The 17,578-nt window shown below is 72.9% G+C and carries 16 protein-coding genes and 1 pseudogene; 11 read left to right on the top strand and 6 right to left on the bottom strand.

Annotated features, from left to right (window positions below):
- Positions 1-214: 214 nt before the first annotated feature.
- Complete coding sequence (locus ACQPYA_RS25525; protein WP_433529601.1) at positions 215-1,315, bottom strand: 3-deoxy-7-phosphoheptulonate synthase; 1,101 nt, start codon at positions 1,313-1,315, stop codon at positions 215-217.
- A 303-nt stretch (positions 1,316-1,618) separates the two neighbouring features.
- Between ACQPYA_RS25525 and ACQPYA_RS25520 the strand changes: the two genes are divergently transcribed.
- The 9 genes from ACQPYA_RS25520 (at position 1,619) to ACQPYA_RS25480 (ending at position 11,135) form a co-directional block, all read left to right on the top strand.
- Entirely contained in the window at positions 1,619-2,773 is a 1,155-nt protein-coding gene (locus tag ACQPYA_RS25520) for an alkaline phosphatase PhoX (protein ID WP_433529600.1), read from the top strand.
- A gap of 103 nt (positions 2,774-2,876) precedes the next feature.
- Positions 2,877-3,092, top strand: a complete 216-nt coding sequence (locus ACQPYA_RS25515; RefSeq protein ID WP_433529599.1) for a hypothetical protein — start codon at positions 2,877-2,879, stop codon at positions 3,090-3,092.
- Positions 3,093-3,173: 81 nt separating this feature from the next.
- On the top strand, positions 3,174-4,466 hold the full coding sequence (locus ACQPYA_RS25510) for a M16 family metallopeptidase (RefSeq protein ID WP_433529598.1): 1,293 nt from the start codon (positions 3,174-3,176) through the stop codon (positions 4,464-4,466).
- A 263-nt stretch (positions 4,467-4,729) separates the two neighbouring features.
- A complete protein-coding gene (locus tag ACQPYA_RS25505; protein ID WP_433529597.1) occupies positions 4,730-6,076 on the top strand; it encodes a M16 family metallopeptidase in 1,347 nt (448 codons plus the stop codon).
- Between the two features lie 73 nt (positions 6,077-6,149).
- The gene (locus ACQPYA_RS25500) at positions 6,150-7,172 is read left to right on the top strand and encodes an aspartate-semialdehyde dehydrogenase (RefSeq protein ID WP_433529596.1); all 1,023 of its coding nucleotides are present in this window, start codon (positions 6,150-6,152) and stop codon (positions 7,170-7,172) included.
- Positions 7,173-7,297: 125 nt separating this feature from the next.
- Positions 7,298-7,714, top strand: a complete 417-nt coding sequence (locus ACQPYA_RS25495; RefSeq protein WP_433529595.1) for a CBS domain-containing protein — start codon at positions 7,298-7,300, stop codon at positions 7,712-7,714.
- A 153-nt stretch (positions 7,715-7,867) separates the two neighbouring features.
- Positions 7,868-8,236, top strand: a complete 369-nt coding sequence (locus ACQPYA_RS25490) for an SCP2 sterol-binding domain-containing protein (protein ID WP_433529594.1) — start codon at positions 7,868-7,870, stop codon at positions 8,234-8,236.
- A complete protein-coding gene (locus tag ACQPYA_RS25485; RefSeq protein ID WP_433529593.1) occupies positions 8,236-10,296 on the top strand; it encodes an amylo-alpha-1,6-glucosidase in 2,061 nt (686 codons plus the stop codon). Before ACQPYA_RS25490 ends, ACQPYA_RS25485 begins: the two co-directional genes overlap by 1 nt.
- A gap of 89 nt (positions 10,297-10,385) precedes the next feature.
- Positions 10,386-11,135 (top strand): lysophospholipid acyltransferase family protein, encoded by a 750-nt coding sequence (locus tag ACQPYA_RS25480; RefSeq protein ID WP_433529592.1) that lies wholly within the window; start codon positions 10,386-10,388, stop codon positions 11,133-11,135.
- Between the two features lie 47 nt (positions 11,136-11,182).
- Here ACQPYA_RS25480 and ACQPYA_RS25475 read toward each other — a convergent pair whose 3' ends face one another.
- From ACQPYA_RS25475 to ACQPYA_RS25460, 4 genes are all read right to left on the bottom strand, one after another.
- A complete protein-coding gene (locus ACQPYA_RS25475) occupies positions 11,183-11,884 on the bottom strand; it encodes a hypothetical protein (protein WP_433529591.1) in 702 nt (233 codons plus the stop codon).
- 74 nt (positions 11,885-11,958) lie between these two features.
- Entirely contained in the window at positions 11,959-12,672 is a 714-nt protein-coding gene (locus tag ACQPYA_RS25470) for a response regulator transcription factor (protein ID WP_433529590.1), read from the bottom strand.
- The gene (locus ACQPYA_RS25465; RefSeq protein WP_433529589.1) at positions 12,645-13,850 is read right to left on the bottom strand and encodes a hypothetical protein; all 1,206 of its coding nucleotides are present in this window, start codon (positions 13,848-13,850) and stop codon (positions 12,645-12,647) included. Before ACQPYA_RS25465 ends, ACQPYA_RS25470 begins: the two co-directional genes overlap by 28 nt.
- Entirely contained in the window at positions 13,840-15,015 is a 1,176-nt protein-coding gene (locus ACQPYA_RS25460) for a sensor histidine kinase (protein ID WP_433529588.1), read from the bottom strand. The genes ACQPYA_RS25465 and ACQPYA_RS25460 overlap by 11 nt, the downstream gene beginning before the upstream one ends.
- Positions 15,016-15,305: 290 nt before the next feature.
- Between ACQPYA_RS25460 and ACQPYA_RS25455 the strand changes: the two are divergent.
- A pseudogene (locus tag ACQPYA_RS25455) lies at positions 15,306-16,403 on the top strand (PQQ-dependent sugar dehydrogenase); the annotation flags it as partial.
- Positions 16,404-16,493: 90 nt separating this feature from the next.
- Positions 16,494-16,799, top strand: a complete 306-nt coding sequence (locus tag ACQPYA_RS25450) for a cellulose binding domain-containing protein (protein WP_433533616.1) — start codon at positions 16,494-16,496, stop codon at positions 16,797-16,799.
- A gap of 126 nt (positions 16,800-16,925) precedes the next feature.
- Here the strand turns inward: ACQPYA_RS25450 and ACQPYA_RS25445 are convergent, their stop codons facing one another.
- Positions 16,926-17,576 carry a nucleotidyl transferase AbiEii/AbiGii toxin family protein gene (locus ACQPYA_RS25445; RefSeq protein ID WP_433529587.1) on the bottom strand — a complete coding sequence of 217 codons (651 nt, stop codon included), beginning with the start codon at positions 17,574-17,576 and terminating at the stop codon, positions 16,926-16,928.
- Positions 17,577-17,578 lie beyond the last annotated feature (2 nt).

The raw sequence follows: 17,578 nt of genomic DNA, 5'->3' as shown, positions 1-17,578 counted from the left end.
CACGGGCACGTCGGCGAGGATGGCCTCGGGCAACCGCGCCTCGGTCGTCGGCGTCGCGGGTGCCGTGGGTGCCCCGGTCACAGGTACGTCATCGGTCACGCCCGTCAGCTACCCGCGACAGACTCCGCAAAACACCCCCCACCCTTACCCCATGACAAAATTGATCAAGAGGTGTGCGCCTGGTTCCGGCCTCTCGGCGACCCAAACTCTTTGATCAACGCAGCGTGGGGTGGGGGTCTGGGGTGCGGCGGGCGTGGGCGGCGGTGGCCAGGGTGGTGAGGACCTCTTCGGTGGTCTCCCAGCCGAGGCAGGCGTCGGTGATGGACTGGCCGTAGGTGAGTTCACGGGTGGGGTCCAGGTCCTGGCGGCCGGGTTCGAGGAAGCTCTCCAGCATGATGCCGACGATGCCCCGCTGGCCGGCGGCGATCTGCGCGGCCACGTCGGCGGCCACCGTGGGCTGGTTACGGTGGTCCTTGCCGCTGTTGGCGTGGCTGGCGTCCACCACCAGCCGCTCCGGCAGCCCGGCGGCCCGCAGCAGGCCCAGCGCGCCGGCCACCGACTCGGCGTCGTAGTTCGGTCGACCGCCACCGCCGCGCAGCACCAGGTGGCCGTCCGCATTGCCCCGGGTGTGCATGATCGCCGGGGTGCCGGAGACGTCGATCCCGGGGAAGACGTGCGGTACGCCGGCCGCCCGGATCGCGTCGACCGCCGTGGCGATGCTGCCGTCGGGGCGGTTCTTCATGCCGATCGGCATGGACAGGCCCGAGGCGAGCTGGCGGTGCACCTGGCTCTCCACGGTGCGCGCCCCGATCGCGCCCCACGCCACGGTGTCCGCGATGTACTGCGGGGTGATCGGGTCGAGGAATTCGCAGCCCACCGGCAGGCCGAGGCGCAACACGTCGAGCAACAGCGCCCGGGCCATCCGCAGGCCGGTGTTGACGTCGCCGGAACCGTCCAGCCCCGGGTCGTTGATCAGGCCCTTCCAGCCCACCGTGGAGCGCGGCTTCTCGAAGTAGACCCGCATCACCACCAGCAGGTCGTCGGCGACCCGCTCGGCCGCCTCGCGTAGCCGGTGGGCGTAGTCCAGGGCCGCCGCCGGGTCGTGGACCGAACACGGCCCGACCACCACCAGCAGTCGGTCATCGACCCGGTCGAGCACCTGCCCGACCGCCCGCCGGCCGGCCAGCACGGCCGAGGTGAGGCTGTCGTCCAGGGGCAACTCGTGGTGCAGCAGCGCCGGGGTGGTCAGCGGCACGACACGGTCGATCCGCTGGTCGATGACCCGGTGGGTCTCCGGGGTCGTCACGGTGGGCATCCTTTCGCCGACCGCACCCGGGGCCGGTGCCCGGGTCGAGCCGGCTGCTCGTACGCGAAAAGGCAGGAGCGAAAGCTCCTGCCCGGCCGGCTCGAATTCGGTGACGTCAGATCATGGTGAGGTCACCGGCTTGCGAGCCGGCTGCCTAAACCATCGATACGAGCGCGTCACGGCGGTAAGCGTACCCGACCGCACGCCGCCGCTCACCCCCTCGTCGGCAAAGCCTTGCCCTACGTTCACCTCCATCTATGGAGCCGCCGGTAACTTCGGCGCCACCGAAAGTCGCCAAATCGGAGGTACTCGATGGATCGCCGTACCGTCCTGCGCGCCACCGTCGCCGGTGGCGCCGCCGCGTTCGCCGGCAGCCTCTGGACCGGTGCCGCCGTGGCCGCACCCGCCCAGCCCGGCCCCAGCCCGTACGGGCCGCCGGGCGCGGCCGACGCCAACGGCATCCAGTTGCCCGCCGGATTCACCAGCCGGGTGGTCGCCCGGTCCCGCCAGGCGGTGCCCGGCACGTCGTACGCCTGGCACGACGCGCCCGACGGCGGCGCCTGCTTCGCCGTCGGCGCGGGCTGGATCTACGTCTCGAACTCCGAGATCACCCCGGGCGGCGGTGCCTCGGCGGTCCGGTTCAACGCCGACGGCAGCATCGCCTCGGCGTACCGGATCCTCTCCGGCACCAACCAGAACTGCGCCGGCGGCGCCACCCCGTGGGCGACCTGGCTCTCCTGCGAGGAGGTCAGCCGCGGATACGTCTACGAGACCTACCCGCAGGGCGGGACGGCGGCGGTGCGCCGGGGGGCGATGGGACGGTTCAAGCACGAGGCCGCCGCCTGCGACCCGGACCGGCGGGTGATCTACCTGACCGAGGACGAGACCAACGGCTGCCTCTACCGGTTCCGGCCCACGAACTGGGGCGACCTCTCCGCCGGCACGCTGGAGGTGCTGGTCGCGGGGACCGCCACCAGCGGGCCGGTGACCTGGGCGCGGGTGCCCGACCCGTCGGCGGCGAGCACGTTGACCCGGAACCAGGTCTCCGGCGCCAAGCGCTTCAACGGCGGCGAGGGCTGCTGGTACGCCGACGGCACCTGCTGGTTCACCACCAAGGGCGACAACCGGGTCTGGGCGTACGACGCGGTCAACCAGCGCATCGACCTGGCGTACGACGCCGCGCGGGTCTCCGGTGGCGCGCCGCTGACCGGGGTGGACAACATCACCGGTGCCCGCTCGGGCGATCTCTACGTGGCCGAGGACGGCGGCAACATGGAGATCTGCGTGATCACGCCGGCCGAGGTGGTCGCGCCGTTCCTGCGGATCACCGGCCAGTCCGCCTCGGAGATCTGCGGGCCGGCCTTCTCGCCGGACGGCACCCGGTTCTACTTCTCCTCGCAGCGTGGCGCCTCCGGATCGTCCTCCGGCGGCATCACCTACGAGGTGCGCGGCCCGTTCCGTTCCTGACCCGCCCCCAGTGTTAGGAGGGGGCCCTTTTAGTACACGAGGCGTTAACAAGGGACCCCTCCTTTCACGCGTGGGTGGGATGTGGTGGGGGTATGGGAGGGGGATGACTGAGGGGAAGAGCGATCAGGAGCGGATCGAGTCCCGGGCGCACCTGCTGCCCGAGGAGGCGGCGGCCGGCAGCGAGGACGCCGAGGCCCAGGCGGAGGCGATCCTGAGCGAGTCGGATATCCGCGAGGCCGACCGCAACGCCGCACCGGACACCGTCCTGGAACGGCGCACCTCGGCGGAGACGGTGACCCCGGTCGAACCGCCGGACTGACCCGCGCCCGCCCGGCTTCCGGGCCGAGCCCTGCCGCGTCCCACCCCCGCCGAGCCCCGGAGATCGGATAGCGTCGGGGCCATGCCCGACAGCGGTTACCCCTGGCCCATCTCGACGACCCGACTGGACAACGGCCTGCGCGTGGTGGTCAGCGAGGACCGCACCGCCCCGGCGGTGGCGGTCAACCTCTGGTACGACGTCGGCTCGCGGCACGAGCCGGCCGGCCAGACCGGGTTCGCCCACCTCTTCGAGCACCTGATGTTCGAGGGCTCGGTGAACGTCGCGAAGACCGAGCACATGAAGCTGGTGCAGGGGGCGGGCGGTTCGCTCAACGCCACCACCAACCCCGACCGGACGAACTACTTCGAGACGGTCCCGGCCGAGCATCTGGAGCTGGCGCTCTGGCTGGAGGCCGACCGGATGGGCGGGCTGGTGCCGGCGCTGACCCAGGAGACGCTGGACAACCAGCGGGACGTGGTCAAGAACGAACGCCGCCAGCGCTACGAGAACGTGCCGTACGGCGATGCCTGGTTGCGGCTGTTGCCGCTGCTCTATCCGCCGGGTCACCCCTACCACCACGCCACCATCGGTTCGATGGCCGACCTGAACGCCGCCGGCCTGGCCACCTTCCAGGCGTTCCACCAGACCTACTACGCGCCGAACAACGCGGTGCTCACCGTGGTCGGCGACACCACCGCCGACGAGGTCGTCGCGCTGGCCGGGAAGTACTTCGGCGCCATCGCGCCCCGGCCGGAGATCCCGCCCGCGCCGGACGGCCGGGTGGTACCCGCCACCGGCGAGCCGGCCGTGGAGATCGTGGTCGCCGACGTGCCGGCGCCCCGGGTCTACGTGGCACACCGGACGTACCCGTTCGGCAGCCCCGGCTACGACGTGGTGACGGTGCTGGCCACCGTGCTCGGCAGCGGTCGAGGCAGCCGGCTCTACCAGCGCCTCGCCGACGGGGAGCGGATCGCCCAGCCGGATCTGGTCGGGGCGTACGGGGTGGACCTGGCGCACGCCCCGGCACCGCTGATCGCCACCGCCACCGCGCGCCCCGGGGTCGACGCGGAGCGGCTGGCCGCCGGGCTGGCCGAGGTGGTCGACGAGCTGACCACCGTGCCGGTCACCGCCGCCGAGCTGGACCGCGCTAAGGCGTTGCTGACCACCGCCTGGTGGCGGCAGATGTCCACGGTGGACGGCCGGGCGGACGCGCTGGGCCGGTACGCCACGCAGTTCGGCGACCCGAGGACCGTCGCCGAGCGGCTGCCGGCCTGGCTCGCGGTGACCGCCGACCAGATCGCCGGGGCAGCCGCCGAGGTGCTCGCCGCCCCCGACCGGGCGATCCTGACCTACCTACCCGAGGGGGACCAGTGAGCGCGAGGAGTGCGCGGCGCGGCCCGGTGGGGCGCTGTGGCCCGGCGCACGCGAGCCCCGCAGTCGCGAACGAAAGGATGGCTTGGTGAGCGCGAGGAGTGCGCGGCGCGGGCCGGTGGGGCGTTGCGACCTGGCGCACGCGAGCCCCGCAGTCGCGAACGAAAGGACGGCTCGGTGAGCGCGAGGAGTGCGCGGCGCGGCCCGGTGGGGCGCTGCGACCTGGTACCCGCGAGCCCCGCAGTCGCGAACGAAAGGACTGTCCAGTGACCCTGATCGCCGCTCGTCCCGGACCGGGGGCGGCCCGTCCGTACCGGTTCCCGCCGGTGGTTCGCCGGGCCGTCGCGGGGGGCCAGGTCGTCGCCGCCCACCTGCCCGGGCAGAACCTCGCCGTCGCGCTGCTGCTGCTGGACGCGGGGGCGGGCCGGGAACCGGTGGGCAAGGAGGGGCTCGGCGGGGTGCTGGCCAAGGCGCTGGAGGAGGGCACCACGCGGCGCGACGCCACCGCGTACGCGCTCGCCATCGAGGCGCTCGGCACCGAGCTGGTGACCGCGCTGGACTGGGACACCTTCCAGGCCAGCGTGCAGGTGCCGGTGGACCGGCTGGGCGCCGCGGTGGAACTGCTCGCCGAGGCGCTGCGTACGCCGAAGCTCGACCCGGACGACGTGCGGCGGGTCCGCGACGACGAGGCGACCGCGCTGCGGATGGACTGGGCCAACCCGGGCCCGCGCGCCGACGCGGTGCTGCGCGCCGACCTGTTCGGCGTGGGGAACCGTTGGGGCCGCCCGATGTACGGCGATCCGGAGTCGGTGGCCGGGCTGGACGTGGAGGACGTCACCGTCTTCCACTCCGAGTGGTTCCTCCGCCCGGGGACGCTGGTGGTCGCCGGTGACCTGGACCGGATCGACCTGGACGGGCTCGCCGCGGCGGCGTTCGCCGGCACCGGCGGCGGGCCGGTGGACCGGGGCGGCCCGATCGAGGTGCCGCTGCACACCGGTCGCCGGATCATCCTGGTCGACCGGCCCGGCTCGGTGCAGTCCACGCTGCGGCTCGGCCACCCCGCCCCGCACCGGGCCCACCCGGACCACGTGCCGATCGCCCTCGCCGGCACGGTGCTCGGCGGGGCGTTCACCTCCCGGCTGAACCACCTCATCCGCGAGGTACGCGGTTACACGTACGGCATCCGGGGCGACTTCGCCTCGTCCCGCCGGTTCGGCCGGTTCGCGGTCAGCTCGGGAGTGCAGACCGCGGTGACCGCGCCCGCCCTGGTGGAGGCGGTCGGGGAGATCTCCCGTACCCAGGCCGGTGGGGTGACCGAGGAGGAGCTGGCGGTGGCCCGGTCCTGGCGGGCGGGACAGCTCTCGGTCGAGTTGCAGAGCCCACGGGCGATCGCCGGGGCGCTGACCACGCTGGTGGTGCACGACCTGCCGGACGACTACCACGCCCGGCTGCGCGAGGCGCTGCTCGCCGCCGACGTGGCGCAGGTCTCGGCGGCCGCCGCCGCCCACCTGCACCCGGAGTCGCTGACCCTGGTCATCGAGGGTGACGCTGCGATGATCAGGGACGAACTCGTCGTGACGGAGCTGGGCGAGGTGATCGACGCCACGCTGTGATCGGGGCGCTGCCCGGCCGGGGCGATGGGAAACCGTTCCCGCCGCCACCGGCCGGCTGGGTAGCCTCGCGGGCATGAGGATCGGGATTGTGGGCGCCACCGGCCAGGTCGGTGGCGTGATGCGGCAGGTGCTGGCGGATCGGGAGTTCCCGGCGGAACAGGTGCGGTTGTTCGCCTCCGCGCGGTCGGCCGGGCGTACGTTGCCGTGGCGCGGCGAGGAGATCACCGTCGAGGACGCGGGCACCGCCGACTACTCGGGGTTGGACGTCGTGCTCTTCTCGGCCGGCAAGGGCACGGCCAAGGAGCTGGCGCCGCGGGTCGCCGCCGCCGGTGCGGTCGTCATCGACAACTCCTCGGCCTTCCGGATGGACCCGGAGGTGCCGCTGGTGGTCGCCGAGGTCAACCCGCACGCCGCCGCCCTCCGGCCGAAGGGCATCATCGCCAACCCGAACTGCACCACCATGGCGGCGATGCCGGTGCTGCGCCCGCTGCACGACGAGGCGGAACTGGTCAGCCTGGTCGTCTCGACGTACCAGGCGGTCTCCGGGGCCGGGTTGGCCGGCGTCGCCGAGCTGGACGAGCAGGTTCGCAAGGTCGCCGAGACGGCCTCCGGCCTGGCCTTCGACGGTGCCGCGGTGGACTTCCCCGCGCCCCGCTCGTTCGCCCGGCCGATCGCGTTCAACGTGCTTCCGCTCGCCGGGTCGATCGTCGACGACGGGTCGGCGGAGACCGACGAGGAGCAGAAGCTCCGCAACGAGAGCCGCAAGATCCTGGAGATCCCCGGCCTGAAGGTCTCCGGCACCTGTGTCCGGGTCCCGGTGTTCACCGGGCACTCGCTCCAGATCAACGCCCGGTTTGCCCGGCCGATCAGCCCGCAGCGGGCGCTGGAGCTGCTCTCCGACGCGCCCGGTGTGGCGCTGACCGACGTGCCGACCCCGTTGCAGGCCGCCGGCCAGGATCCGACGTACGTGGGCCGGATCCGCGCCGACGAGACCGTCGAGCACGGGCTGGCCCTGTTCTGCTCCAACGACAACCTGCGCAAGGGGGCCGCGCTCAACGCCGTGCAGCTCGCCGAGCTGGTCGCCGCCGAGGGCTGAGGCGGCCGAGGACCGGTCCCGCCGGGCCGTTACCGAGGGTTGCGGCCGCCGGGCCGGCGCCGGGGGCGTTACTGGTCGCGGCCGTCGGGTAGACCGTGGTTGCCCTACACCCAGAGGGAGGCACCATGACAACGGTCGGAGAGTTCATGACGACCCGGTTGGTGACCATGGACGGCAACGACACGCTCGTCGCGGCGGCCCAGGTGATGCGTGACTCGGCGATCGGCGACGTGGTGGTGACCGACGGCGACAGCGTGGTCGGCATCATCACGGACCGGGACATCACGGTCCGTGGCGTGGCGGAGAACCTGGACCCGAGCAGCACCCGGCTCAACCAGCTCACCACCAAGGACGTGATCACGGTCAGCCAGTACGACGACTCCGTGGCCGCCGCCGACCTGATGCGGACGTACGCCGTTCGGCGGTTGCCGGTGGTCGAGGACGGCCGGTTGATCGGCCTCGTGTCAATGGGCGACCTGGCCGTGGAGCGGGAGCCGCAGTCGGTGCTCGCCGACATCAGCGCCGACGACCCCAACAACTGACCCTCCTGCCGCGCGACGCCGGTTCCTTCCGAGGAGCCGGCGTCGACGCGTACCGGCCGGCGTGGCCACCGGCTCACCCGATCCGGGCGAGGTTGACCCGGCACCGGGCGGGGACCCGCCTGGAGGACATCAGCGAACGGGAGGGAGGGCCCGATGGGGGACGCGACCATGCGGTTCTTCGAGGACCTCGACCGCCGGGGGTACGACCCCCTGCTGGCGAAGTCCTCCGGAGCCCTGCGTTTCGACCTGCACGAGGGGCCGCAGACCACGCACTGGCTGGTCCGGATCGACCGGGGGGAGGTCCGGGTCAGCCAGCAGGACATGGCGGCGGACACGGTGGTCGGCGCCAGCCCGGCCCTCTTCGAGGACCTGGTCAGCGGGCGGGAGAACGGGCTGTCGGCGTTGCTGCGTGGCGACATGACGGTGACCGGTGACGCCCGCCTGGTGGTGCAGATGGAACGGATCTTCCCGGGGCCGCCGCAGGCCGAGGGACCGCGCCGGCACCGGAAGGGGGTGCGCTGATGGCACCGAGCCACACCGTACGGATCCTGGACGGCAACACGTTCGTCGTCTGCGAGGCCACCGGGGACATCGAGGCGACGCCGACCGAGCCGACCGGGCTCTTCTCCCTCGACACCCGGTTCCTGTCGAAGTGGGTGCTCCGGGTCAACGGCGAGCGGCTCAACGCCCTCTCCTACGACGACCTCCAGTACTTCGAGTCGCGCTTCTTCCTGGTGCCCGGCCTGGCCACGCACTACGTCGACGCGAAGTTGTCGATCATCCGGGAGCGGGCCGTGGGCGGCAGCTTCCGGGAGAGCATCACCATCCTCAACCACGACGAGAAGGCGGTCGACCTGGAGATCAGGATGGACGCCGGCTGTGACTTCGCCGACCTGTTCGAGGTCAAGGACGAGATCCTGAACAAGAAGGGCGAGATCTACACCGAGGTGGAGCCGGACCGGCTGCGCCTCGGTTACCGGCGCGGGAACTTCACCCGGGAGACGGTCATCTGCTCCTCGGCTGCGGCGCGGTATGACCGCAACGGCTTCTCCTACACCGTCCACCTGGAGCCGAACGAGCAGTGGGACACCGCCATCGACGTACAGACCTTGGCGCTCGGCCCCGGCGGACGGGACCTGCGGATCGGGCTGACCATCCACGGCAACGAGCGGCTCGCCCTCCAGCACGACCTGGAGGAGTGGATTGCCAAGGCGCCGAAGGTGAACAGCGAGCACGGGGAGCTTTCCGCCACCTACCGGCGGTGCATGATCGACCTGGCCGCGTTGCGCTTCTCGCCGCTGTCGCTCGGCGGCCAGACGCTCCCCGCCGCCGGCCTGCCCTGGTTCATGACCATGTTCGGCCGGGACAGCATTCTGACCTGCCTACAGACGCTGCCGTTCACGCCGGAGCTGAGCGCCACCACGCTGCGGATCCTGGCCGCCCTACAGGGCACCCGGATCGACGACTTCCGGGAGGAGGACCCGGGCCGGATCCTGCACGAGATGCGCTACGGCGAGAGCGCCGCCTTCGAGGAACAGCCGCACTCGCCGTACTACGGCTCGGTGGACGCCACGCCGCTGTTCGTGGTGCTGCTCGACGAGTACGAGCGGTGGAGTGGCGACGTCGCGCTGGTCAAGGAGCTGGAGCAGGAGTGCCGTCGGGCGTTGCGGTGGATCGACGACTACGCCGACCTGGTCGGCAACGGCTACGTCTGGTACGAGCGGCGCAACACCGACAAGGGCCTGGAGAACCAGTGCTGGAAGGATTCCTGGGACTCCATCTCGTACGCCGACGGCACGCTGCCGCCCTTCCCGCGGGCCACCTGCGAGGTGCAGGGGTACGCGTACGACGCGAAGATGCGCGCGGCGCGGCTGGCCCGCGAGTTCTGGGGCGACCCGGGGTACGCCGAGCAGTTGGAGCGGGAGGCCGCCCAGCTGAAGCAACGGTTCAACCGGGACTGGTGGGTCACCGACGGCGGTTACTACGCGCTCGGGCTGGACCCGGACGGGCGGCAGTGCGACGTGCTCAGTTCCAACATCGGCCACCTGCTGTGGAGCGGGATCGTCGACGACGACCGGGCCGAGCAGGTCGCGCAACACCTGGTCGGGCCGCGGCTCTTCTCCGGCTGGGGGGTGCGGACGCTGGCCGAGGGGGAGGTCCGCTACAACCCGATCGGGTACCACAACGGCACGGTCTGGCCCTTCGACACCTCCCTGTGCGCCTGGGGCCTGCGGCGGTACGGCTTCGCCGAGGAGGCGGCCACCATCGCCAGCGGGATCCTCGACGCCGCCCGGTACTTCGACGGGCGGCTGCCGGAGGCCTTCGGCGGCTATCCGCGTGAGCAGACGAAGTTTCCGGTGGAGTACCCGACGGCGTGCAGCCCGCAGGCGTGGTCGACCGGCGCGCCGCTGTTGCTGCTGCGGACGATGCTGGGCCTGGAACCGCACGAGGGGCACCTGGCGGTCGAGCCCCGGCTGCCGGTGGGCATGGGACGGATTGAGGTGCTGGACATCCCGGGGCGCTGGGGCCGGGTCGACGCCTTCGCCCGTGGCCGCCTCGACCTGGACAAGCTCGCCGGATGAGGGTCGCGTGGCCGGACCGCCCACCCGGGGCCCGGTCGCGTGCACCCCGGCCCTACCGACGCGTAACCTACTCACGGTAAAGTTGCCGGATGCCGGAACTCGTGTACCCGCCCGTGATCGCCGCCGCCAAGACGATGTTCCGGGTGCTCGACCTGCGGATCACCGTCGAGGGCGACCAGCACGTGCCGCGTGCCGGCGGGGCGGTGCTGGCCAGCAACCACGTCAGCTATCTGGACTTCATCTTCTGCGGGCTCGGCGCGCTCAAGTCGAAGCGGTTGGTCCGGTTCATGGCGAAGGACTCGGTGTTCCGGCACCGGGTGTCCGGGCCGTTGATGCGCGGCATGCGGCACATCCCGGTGGACCGGCGCGCGGGCGCGGAGTCGTACGCCGCCGCGGTGGCCGCGCTGCGGGCCGGCGAGGCGGTCGGAGTCTTCCCGGAGGCGACCATCAGCCGCTCCTTCACCGTCAAGGAACTCAAGAGCGGGGCCACCCGGATGGCCGGCGAGGCGGGCGTGCCGGTGCTGCCGGTGGCGCTCTGGGGCACCCAGCGGTTGTGGACCAAGGGCCGTCCGCGCACGCTCACCCGGCGGCACATCCCGATCACCATCCTGGTCGGCGAGCCGATGGATCCGGCCGGCTACCCGGACGCCAACGCGATGAGCGCCGACCTGCGGACCCGACTGCACGCGCTGGTCGACCGGGCCCAGCGGGAGTACCCGGACCGGCCGGCCGGCCCGGCGGACCGGTGGTGGCTGCCGGCGCATCTCGACGGCACCGCGCCGACCGCGGAGGAGGCCGCCGCGCTGGACGCGGCCGACCGCCGTACCTCCGCCCGGTGACCGTGCTGCTCGGGCGTCGGCGGCCGGTGGGCCAGGCCGGGCTGCGCCTACCGCTGCCCGGAGGCCGCGTCGTACGGCATCTGGTCGACGTGCCGAGGCCGGTAGTAGTCCTCGCGGGAGTGGAACTCGACGGGCAGCGACCCGGGCAGGAGCACCCGTGCCTCGGCGGCCCGTGGCGCGACGATGGTCAGGCGGGACAGCACGTCCCGCTCCGGCGGGGACAGGTCCACCAGCTCGGGCCGGGTCAGGCGGAACGTGGCCACCACCCGGCGGAGCTGCCGGGCCAACTCGTCGACCTGCCCAGCCGAGGCGATCAGGGCCAGCGCGGGCTGCTGGATGGTGCGCAACGCGTCGCAGACCACCAGCAACCGGGCGGGACGACCCTCGGCGGCCGGCAGCAGCTCCAGCCGGGACGGCCACTGCCAGCGGATCTGCCCGCTGACCAGCCCGGGCAGCCGGGCGCCGCGCCGGTGCCGGGCACCGACCAGGGCGAGCTGCGAGCCCCTGCCGACGTACGCCATCCGGCGGTCGGTGACGGTGAGCGTCACCGCGGCGGGCAGCGCCCACCGGCGCCACGCCTCGGAGGGGCCGAGCAGGTATCCCGCCACGTCCAGCCGGTGGCGACCGAGCACCCGCTCGCCGTTCTCCGGCACCAGTTCGTGCCGCCGGTCCAGGACCGGGCCGGCCTCGTCGTCCACCGCGTCGAAACGATGCGGGGCGATGAAGAAGGGGGACGCGTCATCGTGCATCGCCACGGACCTCCGGTGCAGACGGCATCTGCGGACGAGCCTCGCCCAGCCGGGCCGGGCTGTCATGACACCCGTTAGGGGGTCGGCCAATCGGTCGACGCCTGCGACCGGTAGATACCGATTTCCTCCGGTCGGACGAGGCCGTCCTCGATCGCCCGGGCGAGCAGCGCCGCCTTCGTGGCGGCCGGCCTGCCCGCCCGGGTGTATTTGATCCTCGCCCGGTCGACGTACTGCTTCACGGTGTGCTCGCTGATCCGCATCCGGCGCGCGACCGACGCCTTCGACATCGACTGGAACCACAGCAACAGCGCCTCGCGTTCCTGGTCGGACAGCACCGGCCGGTCCGGCCGCGAATCGCCGACGATCGCCCCGGCCAGCGCGGGCGCCACGTACGGGCGGTCGCTCGCCGCGTCCAGCACGGTCGCCACGCAGTGTTCCCGCCCCTCGTGCTTGGCGAGGAAGGCGACCGCCCCGGCGTCCAGGGCGGCCAGGATCGTCTGCGGGTCGGAGTGCTCGGAGTAGACCACCACCCGCCGGCCGGTGGCGCTCAGCTCGGCCAGCTTGTCCAGCATCACCCGGCCGTGCAACCGAAGGTCGAGCAGCACGACGTCGGCCTCGGGCGCCGCCCGCAGCACCTCGTCGGGATCGTCACCGGTGGCCAGTACGGTCAGCCGCGGCTCGGTGGCCAGCCAGGCGCGCACCCCGTCGATGACCACCGGGTGGTCGTCCACGATCGCCACGCCGACGGGCCGCCCCGGCGTCACCGCCGCCAGCGCGTCTGCGTCCATCTGATCTTCCCGTCCCGTTCGTCTAGGTGCTCGACCTGACCATCACCATCATCCGGCGGCGGTCCGGTCGCGCCAGGACCCGACCGGTCCGGCGTGACCAGACCGATCACCACCTCGTCCGGGCCGGCGACGACGGTCAGCCGGGCCCAGTCACGCGCGTCGGCGAGCGTGGCGGTGAGTGGATCGGCCAGGGCCCGACGGACCTGCACCGGCAGCGGTGGCGGGGTGCCGACGGTGACCAGGTCGATCGGCAGTCCGTTGCGCTCGGCCAGATCGGCGGCGGCCCGCAGCTCGTGCAGGAGCGGATGGGGCACGTCGTCGGACTCGGCGATCAGCCGGCGCAGCCGCCCGGCGGCGCGTACGCACCGGCGCTGCACCTCGGGGTCGGCCGGATCGGCCCGGCCCTGTGTCAACTCGGTCAGCACGTCCCCGGCCGCGCCGCTGACCAGGGCCAGCCGCTCGCGCCGGTCGTGGCGGGCCCGCTCGGCGGCCTCGCGGTCGGCCACCATCGCGTTCGCGGTGGCGGCGATGGTGGCCCGGCTGCGGGAGAGCGCGGCGAGCGCCGTGGCCCCGGCGAAGACGGCCACCGGCAGCGACGACGTGCCGTACAGGGCCATCGTGGAGCGGGCCAGGTCCGCGGCGCCGGTAGCGCCGTACAGGGCGACCGCCGTCAGCGCGGTGGTCGCGTGCACGACCAGCAGGGCGAGCAGCCAGCGCACCGGCCGCCCCCAGACGGCCACCACGAAGAACCAGGCGAGCGTGCCCCAGACCCAGTTGGCCGGGCCGAAAAGGTGCGGCCGGCCCACCGCGGCGAAGACCGCCACGTCGACCGCGAGCAGCAGTCCGGCCAGCGGAGGCGCCGGCAACGGGGCGTCGCGCAGCAGCCGGAGCCCGGCGACCACCCCGGTGGCCGCCACCAGCAGCCAGCCACCGAGCACCACCTGCGGCACCGCCAGTTCCGCCCGGGCGGCCAGCACCGCGGGCAGACCGATCGCCAGGTGCCAGACCAGCGCGATGGTCACCGCCACGATCCGGGCACCCCGGTCCGAGGTACGGGCCACCGCGGCCGCCGCCCGGCCCGCCTCCGCCTCGTCGGCCAGTCCCGCGCTACGCGGAGTCGGTAGCCTGCTGCCCCGTCGCGCCCACCCGTCAAGGGTGGTGTCCGGTTCAACCGACATCCGACCACTCCAGTCGGATCCGGGTCCCCCGGCCGGGCGCGGAGTCGACGTCGGCCCGTCCGCCGACGGTCGCCATCCGGCCGCGTACCGACTCGCGCAGGCCGTACCGGTGGGCCGGGACGGTGGCCGGGTCGAAGCCGGGACCGTCGTCGATCACCTCGACCGCGACGGCGCCCGCGTCACACCGCAGCCGCAGCACCGTCGCGGCGCCGGGCGCGTGCCGGGACACGTTGGAGAGTGCGGCGTGCGCGCTCTCCGCGATCGCCTCGGCGACCGGCGCCGGCACCGCGCAGGGTGGCAGGTCGGCGCTGACCGGCGGGCCGGGCAGCCGGGTGAGTACCTCCCGCAGACGTTCGTCCAGCCACGCCGTGCCGCTCGGCACCGACCGGGCCTCGGCCAGGGCGGCGAGGGTACGCAGATCGGCGGCGCATCGCTCGCGTAGCGCCGCGGAGGGGCCGGCGACCGCGCCGAGCCCGACCATGGTGAGCGTGGCCAGGACGGTGTCGTGCAGGTCGCGGTTCTGCTGCCGCTCCTCCTCCCGGGCGGTGCGGGCGACCAGCGCCTCCCGGGTGGCCCGCTGGTCCGCCACGAAGGCGGCGTCGGCCCGGGCGAGCCGCCGGCGCATGACCGTGGTCAGCATCGCCGTGCAGGCGGTCTGCGCCAGCAGGGTCGCCGCGTGTGCGCTCGCCTCGGCCGTGTTGCCGGCCGTGTGCGCGCCCGCCGCGTAGGTGGCGGCGAGCAGCAACCCGGCCGGGACCGACCAGCGTGCCGGCGCGGTCGCCTGCGTGTTGATCACCGTGGTGCTGGCCAGCACCGCGATCCAACTGGCTTCGCCGGGCAGCACCTCCGGCGCGACCAGTACCGGCATCGCCAGGCAGGCGGCGCTGGTCAGGGCCACGTCCCCGGCGACCAGCGCGCCGCCGATGCCGTGGCGCCAGGCGCGCAGCGCATACCAGACCGACCATGCGGTCAGCGCCGCCACCGCCGGCAGCAGCAGTTCCGGGCGTACCGGCGGGGTCCGCACGGCGAGCGCCACCACCGCGCAGACCAGCCCGCAGGAGAGCCGCAACACCGCCGGCAGCCGGGTGAAGATGAATGCGAATGCGCCAGCGGCTGGAGGCTCCACCGTGTCCGGTGGCGTACTCAGCGTGGGCAGGGCCGGCATCGGGAGGGCGTCCTTTGCGACAAACGACCCGATCCGGGTCCGCGCTGCGGAGATCGACGCCGGAGAATAACATGCCGAGGCGGTTCCGGTGACGGTGGGTGGTGGGTGTGTCGCCGATGCGTCAGCCTGGAGAGCCTGGTCGCCCGGCGTTCGACATCTCGTACGGCTGCACTTTGGCCGGTGGCGCGCGGGTTGCGCGGCGATCCACCGGTCGCCGGGCCAACACCTTTTCGGTTCGCATTCGACCACGGCGTGTTATATTGATGAATATCACTATCTGAGGGGGTGGCATGAAAATCCGACTCGCGGTCGGGGCCGTACTCACCGCTGCGCTGGTCGCCGGCGGTGTCGGTGTCGGCGGCCTCGCCGGCGCGGTACCGACCACCGAACGCCCGCCGGACGCCGCCGCGGCGCCCGGGCTGCTCGCCGTCGGCGACTTCGACCTCACCCGGCCGGAGACGGTCGCCACCGGGCTCCAGGTGCCGTGGGGAATGGACTTCCTCCCCGACGGCAGCGCCCTGGTGGCCCAACGCCCCACCGGTCAGGTGGTGCGGGTGCGCCCGGGCCAGCAGCCCGAACCGGTCGCCCAGATCTCCGGAGTGACCGCCACCAGCGAAGGCGGCCTGCTCGGCCTCGCCATCTCGCCGAGCTACCCGCAGGACGGCTGGATCTACGTCTACTTCACCACCGCGACCGACAACCGCATCGCCCGCTTCCGGCTCACCGCACCGCAGAACCAGGAGCCGATCCTCACCGGGCTGGCCCGGGCGGCGATCCACAATGGCGGCCGGATCGCCTTCGGCCCGGACGGGCTGCTCTACGTCGGGGTGGGTGACGCCGGACAGACCGCCACCGCACAGGACCCGCAGAGCCGCAACGGCAAGATCCTGCGGATCCGGCCGGACGGCTCCGTCCCGCCGGGCAATCCGATCGCCGGCTCGCCGGTCTACAGCCTCGGCCACCGCCACGTGCAGGGTCTGGCCTGGGACGCCCAGGGCCGACTATATGCCACCGAGTTCGGTCAGAACACCTGGGACGAGGTCAACCTCATCGTGGCCGGCGGCAACTACGGCTGGCCCACGGTCGAGGGACGGGCGAACGATTCCCGGTTCCGCGACCCGCTGATCACCTGGACCCCGGCCGAGGCGTCGCCCAGCGGCGCCACCATCGCCGGCAACCGCCTCTTCGTGGCCAGCCTGCGCGGCACCCGGCTGTGGAACATCCCGCTGAACGGCTCCGGTGGCGTCGGCACCCCCGTCGCCGAACTGGTCGGCACCTACGGACGGCTGCGCACCGTGGAGTACGGCCCCGACGGCTGGCTCTGGGTCACCACCAGCAACCGCGACGGCCGCGGCACCCCGGCGGCCAGCGACGACCGCATCCTCCGCTTCCCGCCCCGGGACACCCCCACCCCGCCCCCCACCACCCCGCCACCGCCCCCCACCACGCCGCCCCCGACCACGCCCGGCTCTTCCTGCGTGGTCAACTGGACGGCGAACCAGTGGAACAACGGGTTCACCGCCGACCTACGCGTCACCAACCGCGGGCCCGCCCTGACCAGTTGGACCCTGACCTGGTCGTTCACCGGCAACCAGCAGATCACCAACGCGTGGAACGCACAGGTCACCCAGTCCGGCCGGAACGTGACCGCACGCAACGTCGCCTGGAACGGCAGCCTGCCGACCAACGGCACGGTCACCTTCGGCCTCCAGGCCACCTACTCCGGCACCAACGACCGCCCGACCGACTTCCGCCTCAACAACACCCCCTGCCAAACCGGCTGACCCCACCCGCGCGGGACGGCGCCCCGTCGGCTCATGTCGGACGGTGGGGCGCTGTTCGGGTCGCCTGATCGCCCGCCGTCCGAAAACCAGCGGAGCACGACGGGATCAGCCGACGGAGCCGCCAGGTCAAGCGGATCTCTCCTCGCCGAGCAGCTCACGGCGCCAGGCGGCGAATCGGCTCCGGAGATTGTCCAGCGCCTGGCCGGTGACGCCGTACTGGGCGAAGTCGTCGGGATCGAGCAGGGTGGCCTGTCCCAGAGCGTCGGCGAAGACGCGCCGGTCGAAGCCGCGGTCGGCGCGCTGTGCCAGGGTGAGGAGGGCTTCGGGGGTGTAGCGGCCGGATCGGAGCGTGGCGTCGATGTCGATGAAGTCGCGAGCGAACGCTCGCCCGTAAAGCGCGCTCATCTTGTTCGCGACCGCGTCGTCGGGGTGGAGTACCGGTCCGATCGCCATGAGGATCGGTTCGTTGGCGCGCCAGTCCACGCCGAGTTCGACCTTGGAAACCCGCACATCGTCGGTGACAGTCAGCCGGGCGAACGTGTCGTGGTGCCGCTCGATGTCGACGGTGAGGCCGTCGTCTCGGTAGGCGTGCACGACGGCGGTGACCGCGGCGGTGAACTCCTGGCGGCGGTCCCAGGCGGTGAACAGATCAACGTCCTCGCTGGGCCGCTCCAGAAGCCCGGCGGCCTGGACCGCGTAGCCGCCAGCCAGAGCGAAGCCGTACCGGTCGGCGGCCCCGAGCCCGGTGCGGGCGAGGCGTTCGTGGAACGGATCCATCC

This window comes from Micromonospora sp. CA-263727 (assembly GCF_050942455.1).
In the GTDB taxonomy this organism is placed as follows: domain Bacteria; phylum Actinomycetota; class Actinomycetes; order Mycobacteriales; family Micromonosporaceae; genus Micromonospora.
The sequence above is the reverse complement of the archived record's forward strand: the minus strand, read 5'-3'. Positions and strand labels throughout refer to the sequence as shown.

What these genes read in the sequence shown, in the direction of transcription:
- ACQPYA_RS25525 (WP_433529601.1), bottom strand. Translation starts at nt 1,315, where the DNA reads ATGCCCACCGTGACGACCCCGGAGACCCACCGGGTCATCGACCAGCGG.
- ACQPYA_RS25520 (WP_433529600.1), top strand. Translation starts at nt 1,619, where the DNA reads ATGGATCGCCGTACCGTCCTGCGCGCCACCGTCGCCGGTGGCGCCGCC.
- ACQPYA_RS25515 (WP_433529599.1), top strand. Translation starts at nt 2,877, where the DNA reads ATGACTGAGGGGAAGAGCGATCAGGAGCGGATCGAGTCCCGGGCGCAC.
- ACQPYA_RS25510 (WP_433529598.1), top strand. Translation starts at nt 3,174, where the DNA reads ATGCCCGACAGCGGTTACCCCTGGCCCATCTCGACGACCCGACTGGAC.
- ACQPYA_RS25500 (WP_433529596.1), top strand. Translation starts at nt 6,150, where the DNA reads ATGAGGATCGGGATTGTGGGCGCCACCGGCCAGGTCGGTGGCGTGATG.
- ACQPYA_RS25495 (WP_433529595.1), top strand. Translation starts at nt 7,298, where the DNA reads ATGACAACGGTCGGAGAGTTCATGACGACCCGGTTGGTGACCATGGAC.
- ACQPYA_RS25490 (WP_433529594.1), top strand. Translation starts at nt 7,868, where the DNA reads ATGGGGGACGCGACCATGCGGTTCTTCGAGGACCTCGACCGCCGGGGG.
- ACQPYA_RS25485 (WP_433529593.1), top strand. Translation starts at nt 8,236, where the DNA reads ATGGCACCGAGCCACACCGTACGGATCCTGGACGGCAACACGTTCGTC.
- ACQPYA_RS25480 (WP_433529592.1), top strand. Translation starts at nt 10,386, where the DNA reads ATGCCGGAACTCGTGTACCCGCCCGTGATCGCCGCCGCCAAGACGATG.
- ACQPYA_RS25475 (WP_433529591.1), bottom strand. Translation starts at nt 11,884, where the DNA reads ATGCACGATGACGCGTCCCCCTTCTTCATCGCCCCGCATCGTTTCGAC.
- ACQPYA_RS25470 (WP_433529590.1), bottom strand. Translation starts at nt 12,672, where the DNA reads ATGGACGCAGACGCGCTGGCGGCGGTGACGCCGGGGCGGCCCGTCGGC.
- ACQPYA_RS25465 (WP_433529589.1), bottom strand. Translation starts at nt 13,850, where the DNA reads ATGTCGGTTGAACCGGACACCACCCTTGACGGGTGGGCGCGACGGGGC.
- ACQPYA_RS25460 (WP_433529588.1), bottom strand. Translation starts at nt 15,015, where the DNA reads ATGCCGGCCCTGCCCACGCTGAGTACGCCACCGGACACGGTGGAGCCT.
- ACQPYA_RS25445 (WP_433529587.1), bottom strand. Translation starts at nt 17,576, where the DNA reads ATGGATCCGTTCCACGAACGCCTCGCCCGCACCGGGCTCGGGGCCGCC.